15 protein-coding genes and 1 pseudogene are annotated in these 18,485 nt (G+C 60.2%); 11 read left to right on the top strand and 5 right to left on the bottom strand.

The window, feature by feature from the left end:
• Positions 1-3 precede the first annotated feature (3 nt).
• Positions 4-174 carry a hypothetical protein gene (locus FXB40_RS48435; protein ID WP_187437496.1) on the bottom strand — a complete coding sequence of 57 codons (171 nt, stop codon included), beginning with the start codon at positions 172-174 and terminating at the stop codon, positions 4-6.
• Positions 175-556: 382 nt separating this feature from the next.
• Here FXB40_RS48435 and FXB40_RS41490 point away from each other — a divergent pair, with 382 nt between their 5' ends.
• Entirely contained in the window at positions 557-985 is a 429-nt protein-coding gene (locus tag FXB40_RS41490) for a helix-turn-helix domain-containing protein (protein ID WP_148778043.1), read from the top strand.
• Positions 986-1,160: 175 nt separating this feature from the next.
• On the opposite strand, the gene FXB40_RS41485 is transcribed toward FXB40_RS41490, so the two are convergent.
• Entirely contained in the window at positions 1,161-2,048 is an 888-nt protein-coding gene (locus FXB40_RS41485; RefSeq protein WP_347339804.1) for a SphA family protein, read from the bottom strand.
• A gap of 437 nt (positions 2,049-2,485) precedes the next feature.
• Here FXB40_RS41485 and FXB40_RS41480 point away from each other — a divergent pair, with 437 nt between their 5' ends.
• The 4 genes from FXB40_RS41480 to FXB40_RS41465 all read left to right on the top strand — a co-directional run bounded on the left by FXB40_RS41480 (position 2,486) and on the right by FXB40_RS41465 (position 8,395).
• Entirely contained in the window at positions 2,486-3,442 is a 957-nt protein-coding gene (locus tag FXB40_RS41480; RefSeq protein ID WP_148778042.1) for an AraC family transcriptional regulator, read from the top strand.
• Between the two features lie 181 nt (positions 3,443-3,623).
• A complete protein-coding gene (locus tag FXB40_RS41475; RefSeq protein ID WP_148778041.1) occupies positions 3,624-5,345 on the top strand; it encodes an arylsulfatase in 1,722 nt (573 codons plus the stop codon).
• Between the two features lie 161 nt (positions 5,346-5,506).
• Positions 5,507-7,114: an arylsulfatase gene (locus FXB40_RS41470; protein WP_148778040.1), complete on the top strand. Its 1,608-nt coding sequence runs from the start codon at positions 5,507-5,509 to the stop codon at positions 7,112-7,114.
• Between the two features lie 294 nt (positions 7,115-7,408).
• Positions 7,409-8,395 carry a formylglycine-generating enzyme family protein gene (locus tag FXB40_RS41465; RefSeq protein ID WP_148778039.1) on the top strand — a complete coding sequence of 329 codons (987 nt, stop codon included), beginning with the start codon at positions 7,409-7,411 and terminating at the stop codon, positions 8,393-8,395.
• Between the two features lie 297 nt (positions 8,396-8,692).
• Here FXB40_RS41465 and FXB40_RS41460 read toward each other — a convergent pair whose 3' ends face one another.
• Positions 8,693-9,598: a LysR family transcriptional regulator gene (locus FXB40_RS41460; protein ID WP_148778038.1), complete on the bottom strand. Its 906-nt coding sequence runs from the start codon at positions 9,596-9,598 to the stop codon at positions 8,693-8,695.
• A 114-nt stretch (positions 9,599-9,712) separates the two neighbouring features.
• On the opposite strand from FXB40_RS41460, the gene FXB40_RS41455 reads away from it, so the two are divergent.
• The 6 genes and pseudogenes from FXB40_RS41455 (at position 9,713) to FXB40_RS41430 (ending at position 15,327) form a co-directional block, all read left to right on the top strand.
• Positions 9,713-10,609 carry a sterol desaturase family protein gene (locus FXB40_RS41455; protein ID WP_148778037.1) on the top strand — a complete coding sequence of 299 codons (897 nt, stop codon included), beginning with the start codon at positions 9,713-9,715 and terminating at the stop codon, positions 10,607-10,609.
• Positions 10,610-10,858: 249 nt separating this feature from the next.
• Positions 10,859-11,068: a (2Fe-2S)-binding protein gene (locus FXB40_RS41450; protein ID WP_148778036.1), complete on the top strand. Its 210-nt coding sequence runs from the start codon at positions 10,859-10,861 to the stop codon at positions 11,066-11,068.
• An 88-nt stretch (positions 11,069-11,156) separates the two neighbouring features.
• On the top strand, positions 11,157-12,602 hold the full coding sequence (locus tag FXB40_RS41445) for a coniferyl aldehyde dehydrogenase (protein ID WP_148778035.1): 1,446 nt from the start codon (positions 11,157-11,159) through the stop codon (positions 12,600-12,602).
• Positions 12,602-13,312 carry a 3-oxoacyl-ACP reductase FabG gene (fabG, locus tag FXB40_RS41440; RefSeq protein WP_148778034.1) on the top strand — a complete coding sequence of 237 codons (711 nt, stop codon included), beginning with the start codon at positions 12,602-12,604 and terminating at the stop codon, positions 13,310-13,312. Before FXB40_RS41445 ends, fabG begins: the two co-directional genes overlap by 1 nt.
• A gap of 386 nt (positions 13,313-13,698) precedes the next feature.
• Positions 13,699-13,918: pseudogene (locus FXB40_RS49590) on the top strand (ISL3 family transposase); the annotation flags it as partial.
• A gap of 782 nt (positions 13,919-14,700) precedes the next feature.
• Positions 14,701-15,327: a LabA-like NYN domain-containing protein gene (locus FXB40_RS41430; RefSeq protein ID WP_148778033.1), complete on the top strand. Its 627-nt coding sequence runs from the start codon at positions 14,701-14,703 to the stop codon at positions 15,325-15,327.
• Between the two features lie 234 nt (positions 15,328-15,561).
• On the opposite strand, the gene FXB40_RS41425 is transcribed toward FXB40_RS41430, so the two are convergent.
• Together FXB40_RS41425 and FXB40_RS41420 are read right to left on the bottom strand one after the other, a co-directional pair.
• Entirely contained in the window at positions 15,562-16,764 is a 1,203-nt protein-coding gene (locus FXB40_RS41425) for a M14 family metallopeptidase (RefSeq protein ID WP_246208271.1), read from the bottom strand.
• Between the two features lie 217 nt (positions 16,765-16,981).
• Positions 16,982-18,421 (bottom strand): GntP family permease, encoded by a 1,440-nt coding sequence (locus FXB40_RS41420; protein ID WP_148778073.1) that lies wholly within the window; start codon positions 18,419-18,421, stop codon positions 16,982-16,984.
• Positions 18,422-18,485 lie beyond the last annotated feature (64 nt).

The following is an 18,485-nucleotide window of genomic DNA, read 5'->3' as shown; positions in this document are numbered from 1 at the left end:
CGGTCAATTCACAAGACGAAGAACCATTCGCTTCAGTTCGGCGAGGGCGCGATATCTTTCCGCCAGCTGCAACAGCTGCTGCTGATCCGATCCGGACGGTAAACGGGCGGCATCTTCACGCAACGCGTTCGCAATTTCGTCGCATTGATCGACGGTTAAATGATCGTCGTGCATCACGGTCCTCAGGCAATCGGTCTGGTCTGCCCAACCAACGCTGGCCCGAGGCGTTCCCGGATGTCTTGTTTGTCCCGCTCGAGTAATTTGTCGCACTTTTGTCATGGGGCAATGCAGATTCGGCAGACGCTCTCAAATTCTCATGCTTTTTGCCGTTTCTGCATAGCCTCGGCTTGTTGTTCTCGTGATGCACATAAGAGCTGAAGGAGACTGTGGCTACGGGGGCATGTCATTGCCCCAGGATGATTTTCACACTGCCTGCAGCTTAATGATCGGAGGCCAGTTCGAACCACCGGCGTTCAAGAGCACCGTTCGTCCAAATGCGGAGTCGATGGCATGACTGTTAAATCTGCAAAAGAGTATCTGCTCAGTCGCCAAAACAATGCCAGAACTTTTCGATCTTGCCGAGGTGGTTCGTGCTTTCGAGCAAAATTCGATTCACCTGATGGTGAGATGCGTGGCTGAAGGCACGTTGTCGACGATGTCGCCTGGTGCGCCGCGCCACGAGACGATCGTCAAGCGTTTGGAAGAATTCCCGGAAGAAAACTCCGACACGCCGTTATATCTGGCAGAAATTTGCGCCGCTGTCCGCGCAGCCGAACGCACTCTGCGTGCCGCTTGTGAAGATCATGTTGGCATGGGGCCGATCCGCTACCTCGCATTGCACAGAATGCATCTCGTCCGGCGAGCGCTGCTGCGTTCGGATAGTTCGATGGAGACGGTGACCAGAATCGCTACGGATATGGCTTCTGGGAGTTGGGACGATTCGCGGTTGCCTATCGCGCATTGTTCGGCAAGTCGCCGCCCGTGACCCTGCAGCGCCGGCCGGAGCGCCGCGACAATAGACCAAATCGTCCTTCGTCTCTGACTTAAATGGTCTGAAATTCGGAGCTGGGTTCGCCAAGGTTTGATCATCCCGGGATGGCGAGTTTCAGGTCTTAGCGAAAGCGGAGGGCTACCTGCTGGCGTGCCGCTCGATGCCAACGCTATTTCGTCACGAGATGCCGGGTCGGCTTCGCATCCGTTTCTGCGGTCGGGGAAATCGCAAATGTCAGCCATGTATTCCAACCGGACGGCCGATTTGCTGCGTTGAATTCCCCGTATGCCTTCACGTTGAGATATCCCTGCATGTCCCCGACGGGAAAGATATACCCAAACTGCGGGCCCACGCCGAGGACACGGGATCTGAAACCGCCGAGGAGCTGACTTCCGCCTGTGTCGTCCGAGATCTGCTGATAGGCGTATCCGACGAAACCCACGAAGGTCTGTTTCGAAAGGAATTGCGCCACGCTCCAGTCAAAATGGAAATCGATTCCACTTTGAACTTGAGTGTCGGGATTCTTGAAATTGTAGGTAAGTCCCGCAACGCCAGACAGTGTTACGCCCGTGGCGGGGTTCAAATAAGTGTAACCGCCACCCGTATCGATGGCGCCGTGGCCGATGCCGAGATTGGCGATACGGCTCGAATCATAGGCGCCGACCGGAATGTCACCCGTTGCGTAAGTCATGTAGTTGTTGACGCCCGAATTCCATTTCAGGGTGATCATCGGATAGAGATCGCCGACGGACGTAATCGAATCTCCGATACTTCCCATCCGGGTTGCGGCAAATCCTCCGATATTGGCCGTCAGCGTTCCGTCGATGGTCGCGGCTGAACGGCCGAATATCCCGGTCACGCCGATCGCCAATTGGCCGCCGAGGACCGGGGTGCCGAAGGTGTAAGTCGGGTTCAGCAGCAGGAGATCGGCTTGCGCATTCAAGCTCGCATTGAAGCTGACGTTGACGTTCGGCGCGAACCTGCCGATCTGAATCTCGCGCGCTGCAGCGACGGAGCCGGATGCTGCTACACTGGTGTGATAATAGACAGTACCCATGGACCAGCCTGGCGCCGATTGCGGAGCTGCCGGTAGGCTGCTGACCTGTCCAGGCAGCCAGAACTAAACGCCACTTTCGTCGGCGCGAGAAACCTGGGGAACGAGGATCAGCAGCGCACCGATCGCGCCGGCGCCAAGCCGCAAGCTGCTCCAGTTCAGTCGATCACGTTGCATCTGCCCGCTCCCCGGTAAGATCGATCCCCATGCTATCTGTAGTTCTGGAGGATGCTATGCAAAAACGGCACAAGGCTCCAACTGTTCGCCACTGATGTGTCTGCGCAACACTTTGGACACGGACCCGGCCGAGCCGGGTACGACAAGACGTCTGGGGGACTTCATTTTCCGAAGTTGCATAGGCGGATCGTGGCCGATCTTGCATGCTGCGTGCGTGGCAGGGCCGATAGCGACGGCGGCGTGCCTCATATGAGAACATTCGGATGGTGGAGAACGGCACGGCCACGTTTGCCAGTCCCGACGAGTACTGCGCTGCCATCAAGGCCGCGAAGGTCGATCTCTTTGTCACGGCAGGCGGAGAGTTCAAAGGACGCCTCACCCGGTTCAAGCTAGGCAGGCTGCATGTACTGAGGGGGCAGGAGAATCTGCCGCGCATTTCCTTCGTCGCATTGCCTCCGACTCAAGTGCACATCTCGTTTCCCTTAAGCGGGCGGCCCGGCTTGATCTATTGCGGGCTCGGTTTGAATCGAGGCGACCTGATTTTCCATTCGCTCGGCGAGCGAGCGCATCAGCGGACAGCGGGGGACGGGGACTGGTGCGTCATATCGCTTCCACGCGAGGAACTGGCCGCATGCAGCAAGACCTTGATCGGCAAAAGTATCAGAGCGCCATCGGAGAGTTTCGCAATAGTGCCGGCACGTGGCCCGGCTAGATTGTTGCTGAGTCAGCTTTCAAGGGCATGTCATCTCGCTGAAACGCGAGAAGAATTGATCGCGAGCCCTCGGGTTACGCGATCACTCGAGCAGGACCTGCTAAGTGCTTTAGTGAATTGCCTGTCCACGGAGAGCGCAGAGAGACTCTTGAAGTGGAAGGGACGCCATGCCGACATCATGGCTCGCTTCGAAGAGGCCCTGGCGGTACGGAGTGAGGGCCATTTGAATCTGTCAGGGCTCTGCGCCACCATCGGCGTGCCGGAGCGAACCTTGCGACTTTGCTGCGCGGAATTTCTGGGTATGAGCCCGGGCCGATACCATTTGTTGCGGCGGTTGAACAAGGCGCGATCGGCGTTGAGGCGTGCCAACCCGAACACGGCAAGTGTTTCCGAGATTGCGCGTGATCATCAGTTCACCGAACTTGGGCGCTTCGCCGTGGCTTATCGCGCCGTTTTTGGTGAAACCCCATCATCAACACTGCGCCGCGTTTCAAACGGAACGGAATAATTGAGAGACGTCTGCCGAATTCGCATAGCGCGATCAAAGCAAGCTTGGGAAGTTTGACCTCGAAGGGAGTGTTGACCCGTGCGCGCGCCGCCAGCCAATGACATCCCTTTTGCAGCAGCCTACCGGACCTCGAAAGTCTGCTTGTTCACACATTACGAGTTTGAAGATAGGAGCTGAAGCGATGAAGATCAGTAAAAGTCTAAGAAATAAGCTGTTTTCAACTGCCGCGCTGGCCGCGGCCAGCTTGCCGGCGATCACTTTGCCGGCCGTTGCACAAGGGGCGTCTGGCAAGCCCAACATTCTTTTCATCATGGGTGACGACATCGGCATCATGCAGCCGAGCATCTACCATCGCGGTCTGATGGTCGGAGAGACTCCGAACATCGATCGCATCGGAAACGATGGTGCGCTCTTCATGACATATTATGCCGAGCAGAGCTGCACCGCCGGGCGGAACGCCTTTTTCACCGGCATGCATCCGCTTCGCACGGGCATGATACCTCCGCAGTTGCCGGGCAGCCCGTCCTGGCTGCGGCCCGGTACCCCCGCCGTTGCCAAGTTCTTGCTCGACCTCGGTTACAATACCGGCGAGTTCGGCAAGAATCACCTTGGTGATAATCCCGAGGCGCTACCAACCGCGCATGGTTTCCAGGAGTTCTGGGGTTACCTGTATCACCTCGACGCGATGCAGGGGGTGAGTTTCCCGGACATCAACAAGAGCCCGACCGTGCAAGGCATTGCGCCTCCGTGCAAGGCAACCCCGGTCCCGGGCCTCACAGATGTCCCAGGTGCCGTGGATCCTCGAACAGCGACGTGCCTGACGCCGCCGCGGCCGGTGCTTGCGTGCAAATCATCGGACGGCTCGCAAGCAAACCAGAGCTGCAGGGACGAAGGTCCTTTGACGCTCGACCGATCACGAGGCGTGGACGAGGAAATCTCGGCCAAGGTCATCGACTATCTTGATCGCAACGATCCCAAGAAGACCAACAAGCCGTTCTTCGTCTGGTACAATCCAGCGCGCATGCACATCACGACCGTGCTGCCCCCCAAATACGAGGCGATGATCGGCGAGCCCGGTGGCAAGGACTGGGGCCTCAACGAGGCTGGCATGAAGCAGATGGACGACAATATCGGCTATGTCCTCAAGAAGCTCGAGGACATGGGCCAGCTCGACAATACCGTCATCGTCTTCACGACCGACAACGGCGCCGAGAACATCACTTTTCCCGACGGCGGCACCACCCCCTTCAAGGGGGGCAAGCTGACCACCTGGGAAGGTGGCATGCGCGCCCCGATGGTCGTTCGCTGGCCAGGCCACATCAAGCCAGGCACAGTCAAGAATGAGATGATGTCGGCACTTGATTGGCTGCCGACGTTGGTCGACATCGCCGGCGGACCGAAGGGCGACGCCTTGAAGAAGCAGATCGAGGCTGGAAGCTATCCCGGCATCGTCAAGACGACACTCGACGGCGTCGATCAGCGCGCCTATCTCGAAGGCGCGGATAAATCCGCACGCGAAGTCTTCTTCTACTACACCGGCGCGCAGCCATCGGCGGTACGCTACAAGAACTGGAAGATGTACTACACGATGGTGCCGGATACCGGGACCGGCGGGTTGTTCGGAGCGCAGAGCTTCCATTGGACGCAGGTCGCCAACATCAAGCGTGACCCGTTCGAGCAGACGGTCGGCTCCGATGCCAAATCGCTGCTGGGCTATGCAGGTTCGATCGGATCGCCGAGCACAGCCTACCTGTACGACTGGAATATTCTGCCCCTCGGCCAACTGCTCTGGGAAAAGGAGCTCTTCTCGTACAAGGACTTCCCACCGATGCAGGCGCCGGAGACCTATAACCTCGACGGCATCCTCGCAGAAATGAAGAAAGCCGGTCATCAGAGCGAGTAACTAAGCGCCTTGCCGAGATCAAGCATCTGTGGCCGGCCCGAATGGCCGGCCACTTTCGGCAAGATCTCACCGGCCAGGGTCTACGCATCGAGCTGCACGCACAACACAGCCTCTCGTTCGAAACAATCGCGGTCTTATGAAGAATTCAGAGGAAATACTCGATGACCTTCGCAAACAAGCTTCGATCGGCACTGCTCAGTCTGACCGCGCTGACAGCGATCGGGTCAACGACCGGGGGCTCTGCCCTGGCTCAACAGCCGCAGAAGCCGAACATTCTCGTCATTATGGCGGACGACATCGGCTATTGGAACATCAGCGCCTACAACCGCGGGATGATGGGATACCGGACGCCCAACATCGATCGCATTGCCAACGAAGGCGCGATTTTCACCGATTATTATGGACAGCAATCCTGCACCGCCGGCCGGGCTGCTTTCATCACCGGCCAAAGTCCGTTGCGGACGGGGCTGCTGAAAGTTGGCCTGCCTGGAGCAAAGGAAGGATTGTCAGGCAAAGATCCGACCATCGCCGAACTGCTTAAGCCGCAGGGATATGCGACGGCTCAGTTCGGCAAGAACCATCTTGGTGATCGAAACGAATTTCTGCCGACCGTCCACGGCTTCGATGAGTTCTTCGGCAACCTCTACCATCTGAATGCCGAGGATGAGCCCGAGCACCCGGATTATCCGAGGAATCCTGCCTTTAGAGCCCAGTTTGGCCCGCGCGGGGTCTTGAAATGCGTCGCCACCACCATCGACACGCCCGGCGAGGACCCTCGATTTGGCGCGTGGGGAAAGCAGAAGTGCGACGACACCGGGCCGCTCACCAAAAAGCGGATGGAAACGATTGATGAAGAGTTTCTGACGGCTTCAACTGATTTCATTGACCGGGCCAATCGCGACAAGAAGCCCTTTTTCGTCTGGTTCAATCCGAGCCGGATGCACATCTGGACCCGACTCCGGGCTGAGTCTCAGGGCAAGACAGGTTTGGGCATCTATCCTGACGGCATGGTAGAACATGATGGACAAGTCGGACAACTACTCAAGAAACTCGACGATCTCGGGATCGCGAACAACACGATCGTGATCTACACGACCGACAACGGTGCGGAGACGTTCACTTGGCCTGACGGCGGTACCACGCCGTTTAGGGGCGAGAAGAACACCAACTGGGAGGGCGGATATCGCGTTCCTGCGATGATACGCTGGCCCGGACTGGTGGCGGCGCACACCGAGATCAACGACGTCTTCTCCGCGGAGGACTGGGCAACGACACTGGTCGCGGCGGCCGGCGAGCCAGCTGTCAAGGAGAAGCTTCTGCAGGGCTACGATGCAGCCGGACAGACTTTCAAGGTTCACCTCGACGGGTATGACCAGCGCGATCTTCTCAGCGGCAAGGGACCGGATAAGCGCCGCGAATTTTTCTATTGGACAGACGACGGCAATCTCGCCGGCCTGCGCTATGATCAGTGGAAGGCGGTGTTCCTGGAGCAAAAGGCTGAGGGCCTTAGTGTCTGGCAGCAGCCGATGATTCAGCTCCGCTTGCCGATCCTGTATAATCTGAAATCCGATCCGTTTGAGCGGGCCCAGCATGAGTCCGGCGATTACGTCCGATGGTTCATCGAGCATGCCTTCGTCGTCGTTCCCGCGCAGGCGATCGTGGGCCAGCACCTTGCGAGTTTCGTGCAATTTCCGCCGCGGCAAAGACCAGGTTCGTTTTCAGTCGAACAGGCGATGGAAAAGCTGCGATTACCGCCGGCCAATAATTAGCAGGGGGGAACTCTCGTCATGACCAACATCGCGTTGCTGCCTCGGAAGTCGAGCACCTGGTGGCTTCTCCTTCAAGGTTTTGCCGGAGTGATCCCGGGTCTGATGCTCGTGACCCAACCCCCCAGTCCATCCTGGGCGCCAAGTGACTCTATCGATATATTCCAGGGGCCCGGGAAATGACTACGATAACGCGCCATCGGCGTTTCTGCCGAATTCGCATAGTGACGAGGGCCGCCGCTCGGGCAATATCGTCGTCGAAATGAAGGCGCTTATTGGAACGGGCCGGAGTTTGAAATGAATTTCACCGATACGAAATTCCATCCGGGTCAATCGCTCACGCGTCCCGCGGATGCGGGGATGGTATACGTGCCGGGCGGCACGTTTCGCATGGGCTCGGACAAGCATTACCCGGAGGAAGCCCCGGTTCACCGGGTCACGGTAGATGGCTTCTGGATAGACCGGACGCCCGTCACCAATCGCCAGTTTCGCGAGTTCATCAATGCGACCGGCTACGTCACCTTCGCCGAGGTGACGCCCGACGCGAAGGACTATCCCAACGCCTTACCCCACATGCTCAAGGCCGGCTCGCTGGTCTTCACTCCTCCCAAGGAGGCTGTTGACCTGCGTTACTGGGGTGAATGGTGGACGTTCGCATTCGGCGCCAGCTGGCGCCGGCCTTATGGCCGCCACAGCAATATCCGCGGGCTCGACGACCATCCGGTCATTCACGTCGCTTACCGTGACGTCGAAGCCTACGCCAAATGGGCCGGCAAGGAATTGCCGACCGAAGCCGAATGGGAGCTCGCCGCGCGCGGCGGATTGGACGACGCCGAATTCGCGTGGGGCGATGAACTAACGCCTGCTGGCAAGCACATGGCAAACACTTGGCAGGGCAATTTCCCGCATGAGAATCTCGCAACCGACGGTTTCGAACGAACCTCGCCGGTCACTGCATTTCCGGCCAACGGCTACGGCCTGCATGATATGATTGGAAACGTCTGGGAGTGGACGACCGATTGGTATTCGCCAAAGCATGAAGCGGATGCGCCGAAGGCATGTTGCATTCCGCAGAATCCCCGCGGCGGCCCGGAGGGCGCGAGCTATGATCCGCGTGACCCGAAGATCAAGATTCCACGCAAGGTGCTCAAGGGCGGCTCGCATCTGTGCGCGCCCAACTATTGCCGTCGTTATCGGCCGGCAGCACGTCATGCCGAGCCGATCGATACGTCGGCCAGCCATGTCGGGTTCAGGTGTATTTCCAGGGGAGCAGGAGCACGGTGAAGCTCAACGCAAGTTGACGATAACCTGCGCCGGCCGTTTAATGGGCTCTGACGAAGAAGGCCCGCTGGCCTAATTTAAAACAATCCGCGATACTCTCATCGATCGTACAAGAGCTCAAATCGTGGGCGCGTCGTCAAGACTACCGGCGATGGGATGCTGGTCGAGTTTGGGTGCCGTCGGCTGTCCGGTGTGCTGTGAAGTCCAGCGCGGGGTTGCTGTTAACAGCTCCGATGCGTCGCCCGATGACAGGATCGAGGGGGCGCCGGCCACGAGGTACCTGAAAAGAGGGCCAGGCGCCTAGACGTTGATCTCGCCAGCGGCCCGCACAATCGCTGCAATGGCTGCCTTGGCTGCCGGCGACGAGGTTCTCCCCCGTAAACGCACGATGCCCGTGCTCGACGGTAGCGACAGCCAGCCCTGCACGACAAGCCGGACGAGCGCTCCGGATTCCAGCTCCTCCCGTACCGCCGCGTCCGTCGCACCTAGAATGGTATCTGTGGTGAGCGCGATTGTCTTGAGTATGCCGTAGTTGTCGCACTCGAGCGCAATGGTGGCCTCCTGGCCCTCAGGCAGGCCCAGTAAGGCGGCCAGTTCAACGGTTGAGGGGCTCAGCAGCGTAGGTACCGCAAGACCGTACGCCCAGACTTCCTGCAGCGTGTGCTCGCGCCCAGCCAGCGGATGGCCTGCCCGCACATACAAATTGGCCGGTTGCCCCCCGATCAGCTGTATGTCGAGCGCGGCATCCCTGGGCATGTCGCGCACATCGGCGGCAAAGAACTCGATGCTCTCGATACGCAGGCTCTCCAGCAACTGCACCGAGTTGCCGACCTCCATGCGCAGCGCCACCTGCGGGTGCTGGCGGCGCAGCGCCACAAGCGCGCGTGGCATCAGGGTGGCCGTCAACAGCGGCCCTACACCGAAGGCCGCGCCGCCGAGCCGGCTGTCGCGGTAAAGATCCACGTCGCGCTGCAGGCAACGTGCCTCGAACAGAAGTTTGCGCGCCCGCTCGATGACGAACTCGCCGGCCCGGGTGGGGCGGACATCACCCACGTCGCGTTCGAACAGGCGGATACCCAGGTCGCTCTCGATGGCCTGGATGCTGCGGCTAAAGGCCGGCTGGCTCAAGTGGACGGCTTCGGCGGCGCGGGCGAAATGCAGAGTGTCGGCAAGCGCGACGGCGTGGCTCAGGCGGCGCAAATCCATGGCGTTGCTCTCCATGCATTAGAATGATGCTAACTATGCATTGGACGCATCAGGATGCGACTTCTAATGTCGCGCTCACAAAACAAAGATGAGAACGGTAGGAGACGCCCCCACATGAGCTCGCAACTGGAATACCTGCTGATCGGCGCCTGCATCCTGGGATTTGCCGCGATGGAGTTCATCACCCGGCACTACCAAGCCCTCGTGCGCGGCAATGCGACAGCCAACGACGCCTGGCTGGAGGTGCTGATGTTCGTCAGCCTGCTCGCCATCACCCAGCCGATCGCACTGCTGGGCAGCAACGCGCTGTGTAACTGGCTGATGCCCGCGCAACACGACGCCTGGGCCAACCTGCCGTGGTGGGCCATGGCCGGCCTGCTGCTGATCGGCGACGACCTCACGCAGTACCTCTGGCACCGCGCCTCGCACACGCCGCTGCTGTGGCCGCTGCACCGCGCGCACCACAGCGCGGCCTACATGAGCGTGCGCATTACCTACCGCAACAACTTCTTTTACTACCTGATGATGCCGGGCCTGTGGATCGGCGGCGTGGCGGTGTATCTTGGTTTCGGCCCGGTCTACGCGGCGTACCTAGTGGTCAAGCTGGCGGTCATCCTCGGCGCGCACTGCGCCTGGGCGTGGGACGCGCCGCTGTATCGCATCCGAGCGCTGCATCCGCTGATGTGGGTGCTGGAGCGTATCATCTCCACGCCGGCCACGCACTGGGCGCACCACGCGCTCACCAACGAAGATGGAATCGGCCACTACAAGGGCAACTTCGGCAACCTGCTGTTCTTCTGGGACGTGCTGTTCGGCACGGCGCATATCACACGCAAATATCCGGCCAAGATCGGCCTGCAGGACGATATCCTGTTTGGCCCGGAGCGCTGGACGACGCAGATGTTCTACCCGCTGGTCCACTCCAGGCGCGAGCATTCGGCGCTGCGCCCCGGCGGCTGTGGCTTCACCGAGGCCGACCTGCAGACCAAAGCCAAACACGAAGTCGCATGAACGTCCCGCGCCGGGTTCGACGTGCTGGTTGCTCCCGTGTGGGTCGCGAATTGGGTCGCGAATCGAGGCGCAGCACTAGGTGTTCGCGATGCCTCGGAGGGAGCTGGAATGCCTATCCGTCCAGTCCCCGCGCGTCCTCCCGATTATGCCGAGAGGGCGCGACTGGAAACCATTGTGCTTGCGGCCGGGTGGAGCACCGCGCTTGCGGCGCTCTTCGTCCGACTTGTTGGTATTGGCTAGGAGAAGACGATGATCGTCTGTTCTTGCAATGTGTTCAGCGACCATCAGGTGCGCTCGGTGGTCGTAAAGGAGGCACGACGGCCCCGCATGAGCGAGGTGTATTCCTGCCTCGGATGCAGCGCCCAATGCGGCCGCTGCGCTCACGCCATCAAGCGGATCATGGATGAAGGGGCCTGGCTCCGTTCATGCGAATGCAAGCATGCACTGAGTTGGAGTTGATCCAGTCACGGTCACGCACGCGCCCTTTATTTCGCTTGGAGGACGCGCGAAGAACCCAAGAGGAAGAAACCAAGAGAAAGGGAACATCATGAACGCGCCGGTTATTTCCCGTTCGATCGACATTCCCACCGAATTCCAGGCCTGCTTCGAGAGGCAGCGCGCCGCGTATTTGGGGGCGCCTGAGCCATCCTATGCCCAGCGGATTGCTGACTTGAAGTCGCTGGCGCGTCTGCTGAAGGATAACAAGGACGAGTTGGTGGCAGCGATCAACGCTGACTACGGCAACCGGTCCGAATTCGAGACCCTGTTTGCGGAATATTTCGTGGTCCTGGAGACCATCGCCGATGCGGTCAAACGTTTGAAATCGTGGATGAAGCCGCAGCGCAGACACGTCGACTTCATGACCTATCCGCTCGCGCGGAATCGTGTCATCCCGCAGCCGCTCGGCGTTGTCGGGGTCATCGTCCCCTGGAATTTCCCGCTGAACCTCAGCTTCTGCCCGCTCGCAGCGATTCTGGCGGCCGGCAATCGAGCGATGGTCAAGATGTCGGAGAATTCAAAAGCGCTCGCAAAGGTTCTCATGCGCGTTTCCCCGAAGTATTTTTCGGTCGACAAGCTTGCCTTCTTCGAGGATGGCGGCGGACGAGGACCGGGATTCTCGTCATTGCCCTTCGACCATCTGCTGTTCACGGGATCCGGTGCTACCGGTCGCTCGGTCATGGCCAACGCGGCCCGCAACCTCACCCCTGTCACGCTTGAACTGGGCGGCAAGGCACCTGCGATTGTTGGGCCTGACTTCCCGGTCAAAACAGCGGCGGAGCGCATTCTCTGGGTGAAGATGTTCAATGCCGGTCAGATCTGTACGAATGTCGACTACATGTTTCTGCCCAAAGGGAGTGAGGACGAGTTCGTCCGCCATTGCCGGCGACTGTTTGCCGACCGCTTCCCGGACATCAACGGCCAGGACTACACGTCGATCATCGATGAACGGTCTTTCACGCGGCTGCAGGCGACGCTGGAGGATGCCCGTACAAAGGGCGCGGTCCTGGTCAATCTTGCGGAACAGCAGATTCCGGACGCGAAGCGCCGCAAATTTGCACCGCATCTCGTGCTAAATCCGACGGAAGACATGATTGTCATGCAGCGCGAGATCTTTGGCCCGATCTTGCCGATCAAGACGTATACAGATCGGCAGGATGTCGCCGACTATATCAATAGTCACGACCGCCCGTTGGCAATCTATCCATTCACTCACAATGCCGAGCTGCGCGACTTCTACATCTCGCGGGTCATGTCGGGTGGCGTGTCGGTCAATGAAGCTCTCCTGCACGTCGGCCAGCACGACCTGCCATTCGGTGGGGTCGGGGCGAGCGGCATGGGCCACTACCACGCGCGCGAGGGGTTCAACACCTTTTCAAAATTGCGCCCGGTCTTCTACCAGGGCCCTCTCTCCCCGATCCAAATGCTCTTTCAGCCGCCCTACGCGGGCCGCGCAATGAGCGTCCTGCAGACGATGATCAAATGGAAGACGTGATGCGTGACGTGAGCATATCTGGGGCAAGCGGACAGGGTAAAGTCGTTGTCATCACAGGCGCGCTGGGCGCGCTTGGGAAGGTGGTCGCCGAGGAAGCCCTTTCGCGCGGCGCGAGAGTGGCAGGCATCGATCATGCTGCGTCACAGCTCGCGGCAACCGCCAAGCAGGTCGCGTTCGGCCGCATCGACTTGACTGACGCAGCACAGGCGAAAAAGGCGGTCGATGCCGCCGCCGCTCATTTCGGCGCGATCGACGCGCTGATCAATATTGCCGGCGGTTTTACCTTCGAGACTATTGCCGATGGCGATTCCAAGACCTGGCAGCTCATGTATGCTCTCAATGTCGAGACTGCGCTGAACGCGTCGCGCGCGGCGATCCCGCATCTTCTCAACTCGCCGGCGGCGCGCATCGTCAATATCGGCGCGATGGGCGCTCTGCAGGCCGGCTCCGGCATGGGTCCTTATGGGGCGTCGAAGGCGGGCGTGCACAAGCCGACGGAGTCCCTAGCTGCCGAGTTGAAAGGCAGGATCACCGTGAACGCGGTGCTGCCCTCGGTCATCGATACCGCAGCAAACCGCGCCAGCATGCCGAAGGCCGATCCTGCCAAATGGGTCGCGCCGACGGAACTCGCCGATGTCATCCTCTTCCTGGTGAGCGACGCCGCCAGCGCCGTCACCGGCGCGTTGCTGCCGGTCAACGGACCGCTCTGATGCACGCTCACGCCTCCGAAGCAAGGCACGCGCGGCATGAGTCCGGAAGTGGGCCTTAACCACCGCCGAGGAACTCGCCAACAAGGTCTGCCTTCCGCAGCAGACCGGGTATCGTTCGCAAGTGGTCCCTCCCCGCGCCCTCCCCGTACGCCCAGCGCGGCCCGAAATCGCTCCAGAAGCACACGTCAAATGCTGGGTTGACAGGGTTGACAGGTTGACACGCTCGATATGGCGATAACCTCAGTTTCGCTGAACGATACGTGCTTTCAGGTCGTCTAACGGATGAGTAGATATGAACTGACAAGTGACGGCGGTTAAGTTCTCCTCAGTTCACCAGAAATTCGAAGATGTTCTGCCTCGTGCCTTTCTGGGAACATATGCGATCGTGCCGAAGACGCATAGCGAGAGCGCTTCGAAGGGGTGCTGGCTCCATCAGCGCGACGCACGGCGAGGCTGGACTCCATTGTCCATCACCTCGGTCTGGCGCTTGGCGGACGACCGGCGGCAGGCTTCGCAAAACGGCTGATGCTGCCGGTAAGCAAGGATACGCTCCTTCGTGTGGTTCGCCGCCGTAGCCGTCCGCCAGCTGACCCGCTCAGGGTTATCGAAGCCCGCCTCGCTCAGGGTTTCTTCCAGCATCTCCCGCAAGGGTTCTTCGTCCTCGACGAGGGGACCATCACCTATTCTGCAGCATCTTGGGAGTTGCACAGGTGCATCTCGCAGCAACTCTCATCCGACCAAGCGCCCAGCTCCGATCGTTCCGGCCGTCAGGCACAAGGTGGGAGACGGAGAAGCGTTCAGCTGGCCGAGACCGGCCGCCCCCGACCAGCTAGTTCTTCAGTCGGCCCGGCAGACCTTCTTCAACGGCGACGAGTGGAGCGCGAACTTACCGACCATCGTGTTGACCGGGGGAGGCGCTGCCTCCCCTCACCTCGCGGATGAACGGCTTCGCCGCGAAGGGCTCCCAACCGGGCGAGCCTGCCGAGACGCCGATGCCAACAGCATCAGAAGAAGCGCGCGATTGGCCTGGTAATTCGCGGCGGTCCGGCTCCCTTCGGATCCCTGCATGACGACAAGGCCGTCGGTCGTGCACAGGTCCCACCTGCACACCCGGCGGCGTTGTCTGAGGCGGATATCGAAAAGCGGAAGTCGGTCCGGCATCGCTATCGTCTGTCTCCCCTTCTCCAGGCAGGTTCAACAACTCTTAATGAAATAAGTTTTGAAACTGCAAACGGACGGGACTACTTTCTTCTCGTCGGAGCTCGGATTCTGAAAGAATGCGAGTGAGCGGCAACCGCTAACGGCCGCCCCAGCCTCAACTTCATTGCTTCGTTAGTCCAGAGCCGTGCGGACGGCGCATGCCCCGCACCAATTCGAGCCGCGTCCGAATGTCGTCCACCTCCACCAGGATCGCTCTCTTCATCGATGGCCCTAATCTCTACGCCACCGCCAGGTCGCTCGGGCTCGACATCGACTACAAGCGCCTCCTGTGCGAATTCGAGGGCCGCGGCACGCTGCTCCGGGCCTACTACTACACCCCCATCATCGAGGATCAGGAATACTCCTCGATCCGGCCGCTGGTCGATTGGCTGGACTACAACGGCTACACCGTCGTCACCAAGGCGACCAAGGAATACGTCGACGCCTCCGGACGCCGCAAAGTCAAGGGCGACATGCACATCGAGCTCGCGGTCGACGTCATGGAGCTCGCCGCTCGGATCGACGAGATGGTCCTGTTCTCCGGCGACGGCGATTTCCGCCCCCTGGTCGAAGCCGTGCAGCGCCGTAGCGTCCGCGTCACCGTCGTCTCCAGCATCGCCAGCCAGCCGCCCATGGTCGCCGACGAGCTCCGCCGCCAGGCGGACGTCTTCACCGACCTGACGGAGCTGCGGGCCAAGCTGGGTCGGGAGCCATCCGAACGTCCGCCACGCGAGCGCAGCGAGATGCGTACGCCCCAGGTCGTGCAACGTGGTCCCACACGGCCGCGCGGCGACGCCGACGAATTCAACGGCTGATGCAGCTCAACCAGGCTGCCGTCACGCGGCGCCGCTCGGCACGCGGACGGAGCTCCGAACCAAGGTGCGCCGCGGTTGCTGCCGAAGGCATTCGCCCGCAACAGCACGGATTCGGTACCAGCCCGGCGGACCTAAGTTCGTGGAACTGCAGAGCACAGCTACCCACCCTCTCGGAGCGTCCCTACGAAATCGGATCCAGGGGGTGGCGCTTTTGGTGGAGATCGCGGTGACTGGCTACTCAGGATAAGACTCCGAACCCGGGGGGCTCTTATTGAAAAGGATAAATGTCAGCGGATTCCCAGGCTCAGCCATTGCTTCGCTGCGCTGACCCGTCACTTCTCCAGCCACACTGCTGGTGTATTCCGCAACTACTTCGCCGAAGCTGTTGCGCTGAATGGCGACCTTCTGCCCGGACTCCACTTTGTCGTTGAGCTTGACCAGATGCTCGACGAGTCCGCCTTGGACGGCTATGATCGGGAACGCACTGTCACCGACAAAAACACGCACGTCACTGCCTGTGCGCCCCATCGGCCCGACAACGATGCCGTGATGCTTGAGAACATTCATCGTGCCTTCCACGAACAGCTTGATCATCTCGAGATTCAGGACGCGAGCAGCGCCAATCTCCGGGGTGAAGGCCGGGATGCCGACGTCGAGAAAGGCATTATGTAGAACACCGGGATACACGTGATTGTCGAAGATTTGGCCTACAGGGTATAGATCCAGCATCGCCTTGACTTCCGGCACATCCATGCCGCCAAGATTGAATGCGGTGACGTCGAACCCGGTTGTCCCCGTATGGAAGTCGATCGCGAAGTCGGCGTTCGGCTGAAGGAGCCGATTGAACAGGAGCCAGGCATGTCGGCTGGCCGCGGTGGCACCGTTCTCATTTCCGGGCCATTCCCGATTCATGTCCACCAGGTCGGCGCCTCTTCCCGAGTTGGGCCATCTGCGCTGCATGCCTTCCATCGCGGGGCGGGACACGTCGGTCACAGCCGTCACCGTGCCCGACATCTCCGCCGGATTGAGCTGGTTCATGACAGTTTGAACCGTATGCACAGAACTCATCTCGTCGCCATGCACACCACTGACGAGGACACCTCGCTTGCCCGGCTTTGCCCCCTTGGCGACCGTCACAGACACGTACCAGTGTTGCCCAGTCGGCATCTGGACGCCTTCAAAATAGAGGAGATGCTTCCGCCCGGGCTCAAGATCGTTCACGTCAAGCGCGCGGATGACCTTCTTTCCCTGGATCACATCCCCAGCATACATCGTTGCCTCCCGCGCAGCTGGCGCCGCGCGGGCCGAAGATGCCGGCGTCCCTTGTGCGCTGGCAGCGTCAACATTGATGGCGAGGGCGGCCGACGCGCCCGCTGCGGCAATCGATCCGATCAAGAAGTCGCGGCGATCGGGGTCTCCTTTAGAATTATCTGACACGATGGATGTCCTCTCTTTGGCAGACGCTACACTCGACAATACCTCGCAGTCGCTCGGCAGAGGACCACCAGTGCGGCTGCCCCTAGTCGGCGGGGTGGCCGAAGTGCGCGCGAGAGCCTGACGCAGCCCTACTGCCGCTTGCATGCAGTGAATGTCCCCCACCTGGGTCTTTCCTCATACGTTTACTTAGGCGTGCTTGAGACGTCCAAACGGATCGTCAAAAAGCCCCAAATAGCTTACCGAGCGCAATGACAGCCGTCAGCGCAATCAACGGGCCCACCAATCCCACCACCATTATCTCGCGGTAGCTTCCGCGTTGTGTCGCGCCGCAGATCGCGAGCAGAGTGACCACCGCGCCATTATGCGGCAGCATGGCAAGAGCACCTGAGCTGATGGCGGCGACGCGGTGCATTAGCTCAGGGGCAATGCCCGTAGCAGCGGCGAGATGGGCGTAGGTTTCACCCAGCGAGTTCAGCGTAATGATCAATCCGCCCGAGGCCGAGCCGGTGATACCGCCCATCACGTTCGCAGCGACTGCAATCGATACGAGCGGGCCACCGGGCACCGCGAGAAATCCGTCTCGGATTACGGTAAAAGCTGGCAACGCCGCAACCACGGCACCGAAGCCCACTAGGCTGGCCGTGTTGAGCGCCGGCAGCGCGGAAGCATTGGCGCCGGCGTCGAGACTTGCCCTTAACTCCAGCAGAAATTTCCGCAAGATCAGCACAAGAGTGAGCGAGGCGAAGGCGAGCGCCGTCACGACGGACCACACCCCGCTCACCGCCGAAAGTGAGGTTTCGCCGAACCGCGGCTCGGCGAGAAAGCCGGTATCTATTCGCGGTAGCACCACCATGCTCATAACAAGGTTGACCGCCAGCACGATGATGATTGGCGTCGCCGCGAGCGCAACAGGGGGCAACAGCTCACTTCGATGGCCGCGAGTTAATTCGCCATGGTCAAAATTGTCGGCGTTTGCGGCTCGCTCGCGCACGAAGTTTTTGTCCGGAGTTATGTGAGCTTCGGCGTGATAGCCCTCTGCGTTTAGCGCGCGTCGCTCCATCACGCGCAACCACCAAAGTCCGAAGCCCACGATGATCACGGAGGCCATGATGCCGAGACCAGGCGCCGCAAAGAGCGTTGTGCCGAAATACGCCATGGGAATAGCGTTCTGGATGGCCGGGGTACCGGGCAAAGCCGTCATGGTGAAGGTAAAGGCTCCAAGAGCGATAGCGGGCGGAATCAATCGATGCGGCACCTTCGCCTGCTGGAACAGCGCATTCGCTACCGGAAATACCGCGAAGGCTACGACGAACAGGCTGACGCCGCCGTAGGTGAGCACTGCACAGGCCAACACGACTGCCATGATCGCACGCCTTTCGCCCAGCCAACCGATGATGGCCCGAGCGATGGAAAGAGCCGCGCCGCTATCGTCCATCAGTTTGCCAAACACGCCGCCCAGCAGGAACAGCGGAAAAAAATTCCCGATAAAACCCGCTGTGCCTTGCATGAAAGTCAACGTCCATTTGGCGAGCAGCGGCTCTCCCGAAAAGGCAGCCGCCAGCATCGCCGCTGCAGGCGCTGCCAAGAGCAGCGTGAAGCCCCGAAAGGCGAGCATGATGAGTAAGCCGAGAGCGGCCGAAATGCCCAGAAGTCCGATCGCGTGAGCACTCATGATCCTGCTTTCAAAACGGAACAAGCCACACGCCACCGCGAGGGGGTTG

This window comes from Bradyrhizobium rifense (assembly GCF_008123425.1).
GTDB lineage: Bacteria > Pseudomonadota > Alphaproteobacteria > Rhizobiales > Xanthobacteraceae > Bradyrhizobium > Bradyrhizobium rifense.
Note: the sequence above shows the minus strand (reverse complement) of the source record. Positions and strands in the feature narration are given on the sequence as shown.